Below are 15,488 nucleotides of genomic sequence, written 5' to 3'. Positions count from 1 at the left end.
ATTTTTGTAAGGTGAATTTTTATAATGAAAATTAAAATGCGTGGTCAGGATGTGAAGGTTTCTTATGGAGACAAAGAAGCACTCCATGGTATTACACTTGATATTCCTGAACATCAAGTGACGGCTTTGATAGGTCCATCAGGATGCGGGAAGTCGACTTTTTTGCGTTGTTTTAACCGTATGAATGATACGATTGAAGGCGCTAAAATAACGGGTCTTATTACTTTAGATGGGGAGAATATTTATGACACACGGATTGATGTTGTAGAATTGCGTGCACGTGTAGGAATGGTTTTTCAAAAACCTAGTCCTTTTCCAAAATCTATATTTGAGAATGTTGCTTATGGACCACGCATTCATGGTTTAGTTAAAACGCGTTCTGAATTGCATGATGTGGTTGAAAAGAGTTTGAAGCAGGCAGGTTTGTTTGAAGAAGTAAAAGACCGACTTCATGATCTTGGAACAAGTTTATCAGGAGGGCAACAACAGCGTTTGTGTATTGCACGCGCCATTGCGGTTAGTCCTGAAGTTATTTTGATGGATGAGCCCTGTTCGGCTCTTGATCCCATTGCGACAGCACGGATTGAAGAGCTTATTGATGCATTGAGGCAGAATTATACAATTGTTATCGTAACGCATTCCATGCAACAGGCCGCACGTGTTTCTCAATATACAGCTATGTTTCATTTAGGGCATTTGGTAGAAGTTGGTGCGACTGAAATGATCTTCACCTCACCAAAAGAACAACGGACGCAAGATTATATTACGGGACGTTTTGGATAGGTGAATTGAGGAGTATAAGATATGTCTATGAATCATACTGTCCGTTCTTATGATGCAGAACTAAAATATTTAAAAGCAAGGATTACAGAAATGGGGAGCCATGCAGAAAGGATGATTGAACGTTCTGTTGCATCGGTTGTGTGTAGTGATCTTCAACTTGCAACGACAGTGATTGCCGATGATGTATTTTTAGATGAAGCAGAACGTGACATTGATGAAAAAGCGGTTGCTATTATTTGCAAACGTCAACCGATGGCTGTAGATTTGCGTGAAATTATTGGAGCCATTCGTATTTCTTCTGATCTTGAGCGGATTGGGGATATGGCCAAAAACATTGCTAAGAGGACTGTTGCACTTTCAGAAATACGACAATCTACTTCCTTTTATCATGGGCTTGAAACAATTACAGCTTTAGCTCTCAATCAATTAAAAGAAGTCTTAAATGCTTATACGAGTCGCTTATTAGAGCGTGTTGACGCGGTGCGTGAGCGTGATGAGAAGATTGATGCTTTGTATACTTCTCTTTTTCGTGAACTTTTGACGTATATGATGGAAGATATGCACAATATTACGGTTTGTACGCACTTACTGTTTTGTTTAAAGAATATTGAACGAATTGGTGATCATGTTACTAATATTGCTGAAATGTTGCATTATATCATAACGGGTTACCATATGTCCTCTGATCGTCCTCGCGATGACCTTACTTATAAAGTTGGGGTAGGTGAGAAGAAAATAAATTAAAATTTTTCTTATATGTATAAATAAGTTTGTAGATATATGAGTATTTTCGTATAGTGCAGCTATAGAAATAATAAGATAACCATCTTATGGAAAAGCACAAAGAAGCAACAAAGAGTTTTTTCAGAGAAGCATGGTAGATTTCTAACTCTTGATTTGACATATTTGTATATTGAATGATACCATCACTCGTATTGTGGCAGGAGGGGAGTTTTCTAGGGGAATTTCCTTTCAGATCATTTTGTTAAAATTTTATATTCAAAGGGGATATCTGTATTATTTTTTTCGTATGTAGAAGAAGAGGATAGTGTTATTTTATTGTAATTAAAACGTCTGGGTTATTATGGCCTATATTGAACCGTGAAGAATAACAATATCGATCTGTAAATTAAGAGTTTTTTATTTTTTATTTTGCATAGATACTTTTTGATTACCTCTTGTATTAAAGTTTTACTGAGTGGTAACAATTAGCTATGTACTTTATTGAGAGATACATTTAAAGCTCATTTCAAAATTTGAATAGCTTAGAGATTATAGGAATGTGTTGCATAAGATGAAAAAAAATCGTTGGAATGTTTTTGTTACCTGTTGTGTAGCGCCATTAGTTGTTGTGGGATGTGCTTCAAATCATTTAGATATTGGAAAAATTAATAATAATAAGACAAAAACGGTTACGTATCCATTGACAGAGCGTCAATGTCTTATGCGAGCGATGTATTTTGAATCAAATCGCACAAGCCGTGAAGGGATGATTGCCGTTGGGACGGTTGTTATGAATCGTGTTAATTCAACCGCCTATCCTAAGACGATTTGTGGTGTTGTTGGTCAATATAGGCAATTTGCTCCTGGTGTTTTAACGCGTCCTATGACGGAAAAAGCATCTGTTGCTCGTGTAAGAGAGGCGGCTGATGCTGTTTTACGGGGTGAACGAGATAAAAAAGTTAAAAACGCTAAGTTTTTTCATACCGCTGGTTTGTCTTTTCCGTATAAAAACATGCATTATGTTCAGGTTGCAGGGGGAAATGCTTTTTATGAAAAACGATCACGTGATGGGTCGCTTCAAATTCCTACGAATAATCGCCCTTATGATGTTGCTTATGCCTTTGCCCAAGAACGTTCTGGTAATACGCCAAGCTTTGTAGATGAAAGTTTAGAAAGTAGAGAAATAAGAACAGAAAAGAGTATATCTTCTTCTACACAGGTAGCACAGTCCAAGACGGACCATCCTACGTCTTTTGCGATGGTACAGCTTGATAAAGTTCCCATTCCCGCCTATGCGCCTCAACATCCAGCTAGGAAAGAGGAAAATAAATCGGTTATGGCGTTGCCTTCATCAGATCAGTTAAATGCAATTGTTGCAATGTTAGAAAAGCGGTACACAATCCGATAATTTTTGCACGACCAAAGAAGGGTTTTATCATCCCTTGCGGTTTATGAATTAAGTAAATCCTTTGGCGATGATAACACTTACAAATATAGGTGAGGAAAGTAAATTCAAAGGATCTGAAAAACAATTTATAATATGACGACATAAAGAACGCATTCTATTTAAAGAAGGGTATTGGTAATGTACTTTGATATTCATGAGACAATTTCGCCTGAAATGCTTAATCGTCTTGCAGAAATTACAGTGAAAGTGGGGTTGAATTTACAAGAGGGGCAGGATCTTGTTTTAACTGCTCCAGTTTCAGCGTTACCTTTTGTTCGGCGTATTGCATATCATGCTTATAAGGTTGGTGCTGGTGTCATTACACCAATTTTTAGTGATGATATGTTATCACTTACACGGTTTGAAAATGCCCATACAGCTAGTTTTGATTGTGCCCCTTCTTGGCTCTATGAGGGAATGGCAAAGGCTTTTGAAAATGGGGCAGCGCGTTTAGCGATTGTTGGTGATAATCCTTTGCTCCTTTCCAATCAGGATTTTGATAAGGTTTCACGTTTAAATAAAGCCACTTCAATAGCTTACCAGCCGGCACTCAAGCAAATATCAAATTTTGCTATGAATTGGTCGATTGTTGCTTATCCAACAGCAGGATGGGCTGAGGCAATGTTTCCTTCTTTACCACTTAATGAGGCGATTAAAAAATTAGCTGATGCAATTTTTTCTGCTTCACGTGTTACAGGAGAAGATCCGGTGCAGGCGTGGATTGTCCATAATGCACATTTGAAGAAACGGTCATCTTGGCTTAATGAGCAGCGTTTTTCTGCCTTACACTTTACAGGGCCAGGGACTGATTTAACTGTTGGTTTGGCAGATGATCACGAATGGCATGGTGGTGCATCCATTGCTCAAAATGGTGTTATTTGCAATCCGAATATTCCGACAGAAGAAGTTTTCACGACTCCTCATGCTCATAAGGTTGAAGGCTTTGTTTGCTCAACAAAGCCACTGTCTTATCAAGGAACACTGATTGATAATATTGAAGTACGTTTTGACGCAGGGCGTATTGTTGAGGCTCGTGCATCAACAGGTCAGGAAGTTTTGCAACAGGTTTTGCAAAGTGATGAGGGGGCTAGTCGCTTAGGTGAAGTTGCTCTTGTGCCCCATTCTTCACCAATTTCTAAGAGTGACCTCCTTTTTTATAATACCTTATTTGATGAAAATGCTGCATGTCATATTGCTTTAGGGCAGTGTTATTCCAAATGCTTTTTAGATGGAGCGTCATTGACAGCAGAAGAGATTGCAGCGCGTGGTGGGAATAAAAGTATCATTCATATTGACTGGATGATTGGTTCTGGTGAAATTGACATAGATGGCATTACCCAAGATGGTGTAAGAGTTCCTGTATTTCGTAAGGGTGAATGGGCTTAATTTTGTTACCATAAAACACCGTCATTTGAGGTGGGGTGGGATGTAAGTCTCATTGATACGTTAAGTATTTTAGAGTGTGTGGTATATATTCAAGGCAGGGCTTGACCATAAAGCCTTTAGTTGAATGACTCACATGAGTAGGAATCCAAGTAAAATCCACTCATCAAGAATTTGTTTAGTAGATGTAGAGGAAGTCTTCGTTTTTTGAGGGGGGAAGAAGTCAATTTATCAGTGATACCGATTGGAAAGTGTATAATTATTAAAGAAGAGTAATGCCTGAGCTTCCTGAAGTAGAGACAGTTCGTCGTGGACTTGAGTCCGTTGTAACTGATGCAAAAATAGTATCTGTCAAACTTAATCGTAGAGATTTGCGCTTTCCTTTTCCTGAGGCTTTTTCTGAGCGCCTTATTGGCAGAACAATTATAGAACTTGGTCGGCGTGCGAAATATTTATTATTTCATCTTTCTCAGGATGAAACGATTTTAAGCCATTTAGGAATGTCTGGTTCATGGCGTATAGAGAATGATTTTTTAAGAAAAACTTGCTCAGCGTCAAGTAAATTAGTTAAACATGATCATTTTGTCATGGATATTCAGACAAAGAATGGTGACGTTTATCGTCTTATTTATAATGATGTGCGTCGCTTTGGGTTTATGCTTTTAGTCGATACGGATAAGCTTTATGAACATCCACTTTTAAATAAGCTAGGTCTTGAACCTATGAGTAATTCGTTTTCTGGTCGTTATTTACAAAAGGCTTTTGTTAATAAAAGAATGTCTCTCAAGGGTGTTTTACTTGATCAGTCTATTGTTGCAGGTCTTGGGAATATTTATGTTTGTGAAGCACTTTGGCGGAGTCGTTTGTCTCCACAACGTGGTGCATTTACATTGGCATCAAAAACGGCACGTGCACGTGAATTTGCAGATTCTTTAGCACAAAATATACGCAATGTGATTTCTGAAGCCATTTTGTCTGGTGGCTCTTCTTTACGTGATTATATGCATATAGATGGTTCACTTGGTTATTTTCAACATGCTTTTTCAGTTTATGGACGAGAAGGAAAGGAATGTTTGGAATGTGGAACGCCTATTATACGTATTTTACAGGCTGGGCGCTCAAGTTTTTACTGCTCACAGTGTCAAAAATGAATAAGGTGTCTTGCAAAATCCTACAAGAGGCTTAAAGTCAGATTCTTACAATTATACGAATATACGCTATACGAGGCTTGAGAGGTTTTTTTATGCTGAATAAAGTATTAACACATCTTGATGAGAATATGGAAAAGAGCCTTGAACGCCTTTTTTCTCTTTTACGTTTCCAATCGATTTCTACCGACTTAGCTTATAAGGATGAATGTCGTAAAGCAGCTGATTGGTTGGTAGAAGATTTAAAAACAATAGGTTTTGAGGCTTCACGGCGCGATACACCAGGTCATCCAATGGTTGTTGGACATCATCCAGGGCCTTCAGATGATTGTCTGCATGTGTTATTTTATGGACATTATGATGTTCAACCTGTTGATCCATTGAATTTATGGGAAGATGATCCGTTTAATCCTTCATTAAAAGAAAAAGATGGAGAAAAAGTTATTTGTGCTCGTGGTGCTTCTGATGACAAAGGTCAGCTCATGACCTTTGTTGAAGCATGTCGTGCATTTAAGAAAGAAACGGGGCAGCTACCCATTAAGGTTACTGTTTTATTTGAGGGAGAAGAAGAAAGTGGTTCTCCTTCTCTTGTTCCTTTTTTAAAAGAAAATAGGGATGAGCTTAAGGCTGATTGTGCATTGGTTTGTGATACAGCAATGTGGAACGCAGATACACCATCTGTTTGTATTGCTCTTCGGGGTATTTTAGGAGAAGAGGTTACGATTACGGCAGCCGATCGTGATTTGCACTCTGGTGCTTATGGGGGGGCAGCTGCCAATCCTATTCATATTTTAACGAAAATCTTAGCAGGACTTCATGATGACAATGGTCGGGTAACGCTTCCAGGTTTTTATGATGGGGTTGAAGAAACACCTTCAGAGATTTTGCAGTCATGGAATGCATTGAATTGTACTGCTGAAAATTTTCTTGGTCCCATAGGACTTTCCATTCCTGTTGGTGAAAAAGGACGGAGCATTTTAGAACTTGTATGGGCACGTCCTACAGCAGAAGTTAATGGGATTAGTGGTGGTTATGAAGGAGAAGGAATGAAAACGGTTATTGCTTCTCAAGCGAATGCGAAAGTATCTTTTCGTTTAGTACATAAGCAAGATCCAGAGAAGATACGCCAAGCTTTCCGTCGTTATGTGCGCAGTCTTATTCCTGCTGATTGTACTGTTGAATTTAAGGGGCATGGTGGTTCTTCTGCAATTCAAATTCCTTATGATTCACCTTTTATCAAAGCCGCAAAAGAAGCTTTGTCGCAAGAATGGAGCAATCTTGCTATACTCGATGCTATGGGGGGATCAATTCCGGTTGTAGGAGATTTTCAGTCAATTCTTGATATGGAATCTATTCTAGTTGGATTTGCATTATATAATGATCGTATTCATTCTCCCAATGAAAAGTATAATTTAAAATCGTTTCATAAAGGGCAGCGGTCTTGGGCGCGTATTCTTGCAGCTTTAGCAAATAGGAGGATAAATGGCTGAGATTCGTGTTCATCAAGGTGATTTACCAAACTTAGACAATTATAAAACTGATGCTATTGCGATTGATACCGAAACTTTAGGGTTACAACCGCATCGTGATCGTTTATGTGTTGTGCAGCTTTCTTCTGGAGATGGTACTGCTGATATTATACAAATTGTTAAAGGACAAAAGAGCGCACCTAATTTGGTCAAGCTTCTTGAAGATAACGCGGTCACCAAAATATTTCATTTTGGGCGTTTTGATCTTGCTATTTTGGCGCATACATTTGGTGTTATGCCAGAAGCTGTTTTTTGTACAAAAATTGCTTCTAGACTCACGCGTACTTATACGGATCGTCATGGCTTAAAAGAAATTTGTAATGAATTGCTGAATGTGAATATTTCTAAACAGCAACAATCTTCGGATTGGGCGGCAAAAACGTTATCACAGGCACAAATTGAATATGCTGCGTCGGATGTGTTATATTTGCATCGTTTAAAGGTTATATTTGAAGAACGTTTAAGACGTGAAGAGCGAGAAAATGTTGCCAAGGCATGCTTTCAATTTTTACCTATGAGAGCTAGACTTGATCTTTTAGGATGGGCGGAAGTTGATATTTTTGCGCATAGCTAACTTTAAAATTGGCTTTTAAATGGAGTTAATTATTGATGTGAGGGGACAAAATGCTTGTACATTATGGGCATTTATCCTCTCATCTTTTCTGATAAGATTTATAATAAATTCTTAAGTACTATTTCATTTGAAGTTTAGGCAATAAAAATACATTAACGAATTCATATTTTTTTGTATTTGTAACAGCTTTTATTTGAAACAAAGCAATTTTGAGGAGGGGCTGGAAACATACGGTAGGTTGGAAGACTCAAATCTCTGAAATCGGTATACAGCCTAATTGGGGAAGAATATGAATGTGTAAATGTAAAAAACAAATCTCATCTTTACCATCATTTTTAATTCTGCTTTATGACTTTCAAAAGTATTTAAAGCAATATCTGTTAAATAATAGAGATTACGCATTGCCTCATGCTTTTGTTTCTTATGTTTTTTAATGGATTTACGTTCTTCATGTAAAACAGAACGCCCTAAACGGAATATATTTGTATTGCTAATTCATATGCTTTTTGTAAAGAAACCGGCACCCAAGTCCATTTTACGGCGGCGCTCATAAAAGATATAACGATAAAGCCTCCAATACCGATATAAAATCTATTGAACACTACCATCTTTATGCTTATGGAGTAACAAGCCGCTACCATCCACACAACTGTGCCAATTCCCAATGTTGTGTAAGTCCTTAGCACTTGAGACGGTTCATAAGAGGCATTTTTAGTCTTTTTATCCACACAGCTTTCCCCACTTATAACGTGCAAACAAATGGTTTTGATTGATTCAACATGAAAAAGATTTGGAATGAGAGAATCTTATGGTATTTAGGGTTCTTATTCAATATGAATAATGATAAACTATCATTATAAATCAATATATTATATGATTAATGTATAAAGATAACCACGATTATACTGAACAATGCAAAGAACGATTCCTAGAAAAGTTTGCTAGAAACAAGTCAGCAAGAGCGCTTTTTACTCAATCAAAATGTTGCAATAGCTTTTGTATTTAAGCATTCTCGTAAGAATCTCTCCTTTTTTCAAAATTTTTATTCATATACAAACCTTATTTATGATGTGTAAGCGAATAAATTTGCTTAATGTATAATGAACAAGTTTAAAATGAGATAATATTCTGATATTTGAGCGGTTTATTCAATATGGGAAATATAGATTATATATATAAATCAATATGTTGGTGTGAAATTCGTATAGTTTATTATTTTTAGACGATACTTCGTGCCTTTATTTATTACTCAATAAGTAATTTCTATGTTGGCAGAGCAAGGCAATTTTCTTTTATTTTAAAAGCAAAATTCTCCAAAGCTTTATTTTAAAGGATTTTCACTTTTTATCTATAAACATATTATTTTTCTCTGGAAATTTGCAATGAAGGCACTAGATAAAATCCATTATGGATATTTAATGAGGTTAAATTTATGAATATAAAATATTTTATTACAACTTTTGCTTCAATCTCTATCACTCAGAGTGCGAGTTTTTTAGCGTCTCAAAACCTTGTACAGAGAGCATCTTCGACAGTTCCTCCAATAGGTTTTTTTTCTGCTGAACAGCTTCACAAGTTATTATCTGAAGTTTTTCAGATAGAACTTTTTTGCACAAATAATAGCAAATGCATAACAGCAGCTAAGTTAGTACCTGTGTTACATTCTGGTAAAAAAGAGATCATTATCCTAAAAGAAGACCAGGGAAAAGAGGACGGCCAAACCCATTTGCACGAGGTCCAATGAGTTTTTAAAAAGTGAAAAAACAACATCAAGAAGTATAATATATGCTTTGAATATGTCAAAAAGGAATAAATGCCTAAATTAAAAACAAAGAGCAAGCGTGATGAAATTGCATATAATCTTGTTGCAGTTCATGGGGTAGTGAGATCTTGTTCTGTGGGGTACAAGCATTCTTTGCAATGATGAAAAAATAATCAAAGAGCTATTCATATTTGGTTATACGAAGGATGAAGCTAAAAACGTTGTTTGTATGAATTTAAATGGAACAGTTACATTTAGCTGCTCTCAATATTATAACAGTCTTCATTATTATAATATTGAGAATATTAATAGGAGCCATTCTAGCTTTTAAATAGTTTTATTTATTCACACACTTGCACGTTTGTGAGGTGCAGGGGGGATGGTTTCTTTAATATAAAAAGGCTTAAGATAAGAGCATCTTCAATATTACAGATGAATTAATATAAAAGATATTTTTTCATTATAAATCAATATATTATATTTTCATGTCAATAGCACACGCTTTACACGGAGGATACTGTGACACAGATTTTTTGCAAAATTATAAAGGAGAGCAAATGTGAGGAAAAAGGGATCATTTGTGCATGGGCATAGTTTAATTCTCATTTATTACAGATCAAGCAATTAAGGGTGCTTTGATTGGCTTTTTGTTTTTTTTATAAGTGTATCATTTTTGCTACAGATATCTGAAGATGGGGCTCTATATGAAATGATGTGTTCAAATAAATATTCAGCTATGGAGAGAAAATATGAATATGAAATGGTTAATAACAGCTTCTGCTTTCGCTTTTGTTTCAGCTTCAGCAGCTCAAGCAGCAGATGTTATTGTTCCCCCCAGTCCAACACCTGTTGCTCCCGTTATTGTTGCTCCAACTTTTTCTTGGACAGGTTTTTATGTTGGGGGGCAGATTGGTGGTTTTTCGGGTAAGACGAAAATGGATATTCTCAGTAACGGAAAAAAGATTCCAGCGCCTGATGACCTTTTGCCTAAACTATCTGGTTTCATGGGTGGTCTTTACGCAGGTTCCAACGTTGATCTCGGCAATGGCCTTATTTTAGGTGTTGATACAGATATCATGTGGTCTAATAAAGATGATACGAAGACAGGAAAAACATATGTTATTGCTCAAGATCATATAAATTATATTAAGAAGATATTAAAAGAATCTGGAATTAATATTGGTAAAGATGCACTTGAAGCTGGTGCTAAACGAACCCACAGTTTCACTTTTAAAGAAAAGTGGGCTGGTGCGACACGTGTACGTATTGGTTTTGCAGCTGAACGCATTATGCCTTATGTTGCTGGTGGTATCGCCTATACACAGCTTCAAGATAGTGCATTGATTTCAATAACAGGGAAAGATTCAGATAAAGTAATAGCTTCTGGTACTCTGTCTGATGAAACAAAGACCCTTGTTGGTTACACGCTTGGTGCTGGTGTTGATTTAGCAATGACCAATAACGTTATTGTCCGTGCGGAATATCGTTACTCTGATTTTGGTAAAAAGAAATTCTCAAATGACAAATATGAGACATCTTACAAAACCAATGATTTCCGAGTTGGTGTTGCTTACAAATTTTAATAGATGGTAAGTTAAATAACGAAGAGGCTCTGTCTTTGACCGAGCCTCTGTTATTCTTTGTTGCTATATTATCACATAATACATAATTTATTGTGGATGTGAAAAGATATTATTCAGATTTTCTTAAAAAAATTCATAGACAACAAACAAAAATTACATTTAAAAATCAATAAGTTATTTATATATACAGTTTGTAATTTCTCGTACACAATCAAGCTATGAAGCGATTTTGTCTGGGATGTGTCCTCCATTTTCTGTGACTGTATCATTTTTACTACAGCTTTTCTTCGTTTAATCTTGTAGCACTGTGCTCATAAATAAATTAGGAGCAAAGTTTATGAATATAAAATCTTTAGTAACAACTTCTGTTATCGCTATAGCGGCAGCTTCTGCAGCACAAGCTGCTGATGTTGTCATCCCTCATGAAACAGCCCCAGCAGTCATCGCAGCAGCCCCTTCATTTTCTTGGACAGGCTTTTATATCGGTGGTCAAGTTGGTAACTTTTCAGGTAAAGTTGATGCATATGATTCAGAAACAAAAAAGAAAATTACAGATAAAGACTGGACACCTAAGCCTTCTGGTTTCATGGGGGGTATTTATGTAGGTTCTAACGTGGATCTTGGAAATGGCCTCATTCTAGGTGTTGAAACTGATGCCGTCTGGGCTGACCGCGAAGATTCAAAAGCGCATTCAGCAGTCATTGGAGCAATTGGCCTTGATGCTTTCAAAGATGAGCTTATAGCAGCGAAAGCTACACCTGCTACAGGAAAAACTATTGCTGGTATCGCGGCGACTGACAAACGTGTAGATAGCACCTCTTTAAAAGAAAAATGGTCTGGTGCAACACGCGTTCGTGTTGGTTTTGCAGCCGTTGATCGCATTATGCCTTATGTTGCTGGTGGTATTGCTTATACGCAGCTGCAGATAGTCGATTCTCTTAAGGCGGAAGGAGCTGATGGTGCCGAAATCGCTTCTGCTAAAGTGTTTGATGAAACGAAAACGATGGTTGGTTTCACTGTAGGTGGTGGTATTGACTTTGCAATGACAGACAATGTTCTGTTGCGTGCAGAATACCGTTACTCAGACTTTGGTAAAAAAGCATTTGTAAAGGACGGGGATAAAATAGCTTACAAAACCAATGATTTCCGTGTAGGTGTTGCTTACAAATTCTAATTTCGTAAAAATGAAATGATGAAGACAAAATGAAACATCATGAGGCTCTGTCAAAGACGGAGCCTCTGTTATTTTTCTATTGTTATATTATCACACATCCCATATTTATTGGCGGTGTAAAATATATTCTTCAGATTGCCTTAAAAAGATTTTTATAAACGACAGGCAATAATTACGCGGTAAAATCAATGAATTATACGTATTCATAACTTACAATTTCTTGTGAAACGTGAAGTTATGAAATGACTTTATCTTGCGTCAGCTTTCGTTTCCTATGATTGTATCATTTTACTACAGCGTTTTTTTTTGTAGTCGTATAATACTGTGCTCGTAAATAAATGAGGAGCAAAGTTTACGAATATAAAATCTTCAGTAACAACGTTTGTTATCGCTATGACTACAGCTTCTGCGGCACAAGCTGCTGATATTGTCATTCCTCGTAAAAAAGCTCCAACAGTTATCATAGCTCTTTCGTTTTTTTAGACATGTTTTTATCTTGGTGGTCAAGTTGGCAACTTTTCAAGTCAAAGTTTATGTATTTGATTTAGAGACAAAAGAAAAAAACTTCAGATAAAGATGCACTACCTAAGCCTTCAGGTTTCATAGGTGGTATTTATTTTAGGTTCCAACGTATATCTTTGAAATGTCCTCATTCTAAGTGTTGAAACCGATGCAGTCTGGGCAGACTGAGGAGAGACGAAGACGGTCTCAAAGATTCTTGCGATTGATGAATTTGATGATTTTAATGATGAATTTAAAGATGCTGGTGTCACATTGGATGAAAATGAAAAGTTTCAAAAGGTTGACACAGCAGTGTATTGCATTGGTTTCAAAGAAAATGGTCTGGTGCAACACGGGTTCGTGTTGGTTTTTCCGTCGCTGACAGTATTATGCCTTATGTGGCTGATGGTATTGCTTATGCGCAAATACAGGGTGTTGGTAAAGTTTCAGGAACAAACAAAATTGGCAAATGGGTAAGCCAAGTAAAGAAGTTTCTGCTACAGTATTTGATAAAATAAAAACGATGGAGGGTTTCACCCTTGGTGGTGGTATAGATTTCGCGATGACAGATCATGTTCTGCTTCGTGCGGAGTACCGTTACTCAGACTTTGGTAAGAAGGAATATAAAAAGTATTACCTTAAACTAGGCTACACAACCAATGACTTTCACGTAGGTATCGCTTACAAGTTCTAATTTCATTAAAAGTGCAATTATGAATAAAAAGTATTAATAAAAAATTAAATTTCCAAAAGATATTGACTTTTACAAAAGCGCTGTTTTCTGGGCTTTTATTTGTACGACTGTGACATTTTTACTACAGCTTTTCTATCTATAATCTTGTAAGGTCATTTTATAGTTAATTTAGGAGCAAAATTATGAATACAAAATCTTTAATAGCAACTTCTATTGCCGCTTTAATTTCAGCTTCTGCAGCACAAGCTGCTGACGTGGTGATCCCTCGTGAAACAGCCCCAGCAGTTATCGCAGCAGCCTCTTCGTTTTCTTGGACAGGCTTTTATCTTGGTGGTCAAGTTGGTAACTTTTCGAGTAAAACTAAAGTAACTATTCCAGGAGCAGACAAAGAGCTTTTCAAAAAAGATAACACACCTAGTCCTTCTGGTTTCATGGGTGGTATTTATGCAGGGTCTAATGTAGACCTTGGAAATGGTCTCATTCTAGGTGTTGAAACCGATGCAGTTTGGGCGGGCCGTGAAGAATCAAAAACAGTTCGTGAATTGACTCTTACTGAAAAAAATGCAGCAGATTTTAATGCTTCCCTTGAAAAAGCTAAGGTTGAATTAAAAGATCAGCAACGGTTTGAAATAGGTGACAAGGTAGCGGAAAAGCACACTTACAAAGAAAAATGGTCTGGCGCTACACGCGTTCGTATCGGTTTTGCTGCTGTTGATCGTATTATGCTTTATGTTGCTGGTGGTATTGCCTATGCGCAGGTACAGGGCATTCAATCAGTTACAGGAAAAGGAGAGAGAGTTAAAGTTGAGCAGAAAGCTGATGTGGTTGAAAACCTACCAGTTAAGCAAAATGTAGATTTGACTGGTGGTACTTGGGTTGATGATACGAAGACAATGGTTGGTTTCACTATTGGTGGTGGAGTTGACTTTGCAATGACAGACAACGTTCTTTTACGTGCAGAATACCGTTACTCCGATTTTGGTAAAAAGAAATTCGCAAACGATACACGTGAATTCAACTACAAAACCAATGACTTTCGTGTAGGTGTCGCTTACAAATTCTAATTTCGTAAAAATGAAATTATAAGCACAAGAAATTATAAGCACAAAAAGATATTAAGGCCTCGTTTAACGGGGCCTTTATTTTATTTCTCTTAATCTCGTCTATTTTTTATTGGTATCATTTTGTATTATAAGGCTTTAAAAAAGTTTTATATTCTAAAAGGCTAATTAATAGTATGTATCGATTTTATAACTACTTATTACATAAAATCTTATATCACGGCTATCATTTTACGTTTAAGTGATAAAGTATTCAATTAATCTCAGAAATAGGACAAGATCATAACCAGTGACGAACTTTAGTTTATTTTTATATGCTAGATTAGAGCGAGCATACTACATACATCTGTTAGAGTAAGTTCTGAAACGGGAATACAACCTAAATGAAGCGACATACTATCATAAAAAACACAATAAAGTCAATAGGTTGATTGTAATTATTTTATATGAATCCACATTTTTATACGTGATTCATTTGACCATTTTTTATATAAGATTGCCATGTATGAATAGACCATAAAAAGCAAATCATGATGTAAATATTATAACGCATGGGTGCATTCAAATGAAATGAAAAGCAGCTATCATTCATAACAGTTCATAAATTTTATGATACGTTTTTATCACTCAAAATCGCATTGTTTAAAAATTTAGTCGTTTGGAATTATCGATAACATACGTTTAAAGAACACATCTTGTTTTAATAATTGGTTTGTTAATCACATGATAAAAACATAAAATTACAGTTTTCAAAATTGAGAAGCGTAAAATCTAAAAATGCTATAGCAATATCTTATTACCTATAAGAGGGTAATCGTTTGAAACTGTTATAAGATAAATTGTACCAAAAGATACGCATTTATAGAAAACAGAGATCATATAATTTTTCCCAAAATTGGGAAAAACCTCTAAAATAGCATTAAAGAAATTAACTGTTTGAACCTGTCATAAGCTTATAGGTTTAATTCATAAAGATTGCACAAAGGATTTAAAGACAAGATTGATTTTATAACCACGGTATTTTTTTACCGAGGTAGGAAATAAAGGTCATGAAATTCAAAACGCTATATCTTATGAAATGAAAAGCCTTTTAATGAATAGATTGCAGGCTAGTCTTTAAGAACGG

At 36.2% G+C, this 15,488-nt stretch carries 12 protein-coding genes; all 12 read left to right on the top strand.

Features of this window, described 5'->3' with window-relative positions; genetic code table 11:
- The first annotated feature begins 24 nt into the window (after positions 1–24).
- The 12 genes from pstB to ACFIKI_RS04845 all read left to right on the top strand — a co-directional run bounded on the left by pstB (position 25) and on the right by ACFIKI_RS04845 (position 14,365).
- Positions 25–783, top strand: a complete 759-nt coding sequence (gene pstB, locus ACFIKI_RS04900; protein WP_375666018.1) for a phosphate ABC transporter ATP-binding protein PstB — start codon at positions 25–27, stop codon at positions 781–783.
- 21 nt (positions 784–804) lie between these two features.
- A complete protein-coding gene (gene phoU, locus ACFIKI_RS04895) occupies positions 805–1,527 on the top strand; it encodes a phosphate signaling complex protein PhoU (protein ID WP_375666016.1) in 723 nt (240 codons plus the stop codon).
- A 550-nt stretch (positions 1,528–2,077) separates the two neighbouring features.
- Positions 2,078–2,914: a cell wall hydrolase gene (locus ACFIKI_RS04890; RefSeq protein WP_375666014.1), complete on the top strand. Its 837-nt coding sequence runs from the start codon at positions 2,078–2,080 to the stop codon at positions 2,912–2,914.
- Between the two features lie 177 nt (positions 2,915–3,091).
- On the top strand, positions 3,092–4,339 hold the full coding sequence (locus ACFIKI_RS04885; RefSeq protein WP_375666012.1) for an aminopeptidase: 1,248 nt from the start codon (positions 3,092–3,094) through the stop codon (positions 4,337–4,339).
- A 272-nt stretch (positions 4,340–4,611) separates the two neighbouring features.
- Positions 4,612–5,487, top strand: coding sequence for a bifunctional DNA-formamidopyrimidine glycosylase/DNA-(apurinic or apyrimidinic site) lyase (gene mutM, locus ACFIKI_RS04880; protein ID WP_375666010.1), 876 nt, complete (start codon positions 4,612–4,614; stop codon positions 5,485–5,487).
- Between the two features lie 92 nt (positions 5,488–5,579).
- Positions 5,580–6,974 carry a dipeptidase gene (locus tag ACFIKI_RS04875; protein WP_375666008.1) on the top strand — a complete coding sequence of 465 codons (1,395 nt, stop codon included), beginning with the start codon at positions 5,580–5,582 and terminating at the stop codon, positions 6,972–6,974.
- On the top strand, positions 6,967–7,587 hold the full coding sequence (locus tag ACFIKI_RS04870; protein WP_375666005.1) for a ribonuclease D: 621 nt from the start codon (positions 6,967–6,969) through the stop codon (positions 7,585–7,587). The genes ACFIKI_RS04875 and ACFIKI_RS04870 overlap by 8 nt, the downstream gene beginning before the upstream one ends.
- A gap of 2,511 nt (positions 7,588–10,098) precedes the next feature.
- A complete protein-coding gene (locus ACFIKI_RS04865) occupies positions 10,099–10,932 on the top strand; it encodes an outer membrane protein (RefSeq protein WP_375666003.1) in 834 nt (277 codons plus the stop codon).
- A gap of 337 nt (positions 10,933–11,269) precedes the next feature.
- Positions 11,270–12,106 (top strand): porin, encoded by an 837-nt coding sequence (locus tag ACFIKI_RS04860; protein ID WP_375666001.1) that lies wholly within the window; start codon positions 11,270–11,272, stop codon positions 12,104–12,106.
- Positions 12,107–12,924: 818 nt separating this feature from the next.
- The gene (locus ACFIKI_RS04855; RefSeq protein WP_375660865.1) at positions 12,925–13,125 is read left to right on the top strand and encodes a hypothetical protein; all 201 of its coding nucleotides are present in this window, start codon (positions 12,925–12,927) and stop codon (positions 13,123–13,125) included.
- A complete protein-coding gene (locus tag ACFIKI_RS04850) occupies positions 13,077–13,301 on the top strand; it encodes an outer membrane protein (RefSeq protein ID WP_375660864.1) in 225 nt (74 codons plus the stop codon). Before ACFIKI_RS04855 ends, ACFIKI_RS04850 begins: the two co-directional genes overlap by 49 nt.
- Positions 13,302–13,483: 182 nt before the next feature.
- Positions 13,484–14,365: an outer membrane protein gene (locus ACFIKI_RS04845; protein ID WP_375665998.1), complete on the top strand. Its 882-nt coding sequence runs from the start codon at positions 13,484–13,486 to the stop codon at positions 14,363–14,365.
- Positions 14,366–15,488 lie beyond the last annotated feature (1,123 nt).

The sequence above is a fragment of the Bartonella sp. TT121SHDZB genome, from assembly GCF_042193415.1.
Lineage (GTDB): Bacteria > Pseudomonadota > Alphaproteobacteria > Rhizobiales > Rhizobiaceae > Bartonella.
This window is presented reverse-complemented; position numbering and strand designations above follow the sequence as displayed.

Coding starts and splice junctions, on each gene's coding strand:
- phoU (WP_375666016.1), top strand. CDS start 805: ATGTCTATGAATCATACTGTCCGTTCTTATGATGCAGAACTAAAATAT.
- ACFIKI_RS04845 (WP_375665998.1), top strand. CDS start 13,484: ATGAATACAAAATCTTTAATAGCAACTTCTATTGCCGCTTTAATTTCA.
- ACFIKI_RS04890 (WP_375666014.1), top strand. CDS start 2,078: ATGAAAAAAAATCGTTGGAATGTTTTTGTTACCTGTTGTGTAGCGCCA.
- pstB (WP_375666018.1), top strand. CDS start 25: ATGAAAATTAAAATGCGTGGTCAGGATGTGAAGGTTTCTTATGGAGAC.
- ACFIKI_RS04865 (WP_375666003.1), top strand. CDS start 10,099: ATGAATATGAAATGGTTAATAACAGCTTCTGCTTTCGCTTTTGTTTCA.
- mutM (WP_375666010.1), top strand. CDS start 4,612: ATGCCTGAGCTTCCTGAAGTAGAGACAGTTCGTCGTGGACTTGAGTCC.
- ACFIKI_RS04850 (WP_375660864.1), top strand. CDS start 13,077: ATGGGTAAGCCAAGTAAAGAAGTTTCTGCTACAGTATTTGATAAAATA.
- ACFIKI_RS04860 (WP_375666001.1), top strand. CDS start 11,270: ATGAATATAAAATCTTTAGTAACAACTTCTGTTATCGCTATAGCGGCA.
- ACFIKI_RS04870 (WP_375666005.1), top strand. CDS start 6,967: ATGGCTGAGATTCGTGTTCATCAAGGTGATTTACCAAACTTAGACAAT.
- ACFIKI_RS04875 (WP_375666008.1), top strand. CDS start 5,580: ATGCTGAATAAAGTATTAACACATCTTGATGAGAATATGGAAAAGAGC.
- ACFIKI_RS04885 (WP_375666012.1), top strand. CDS start 3,092: ATGTACTTTGATATTCATGAGACAATTTCGCCTGAAATGCTTAATCGT.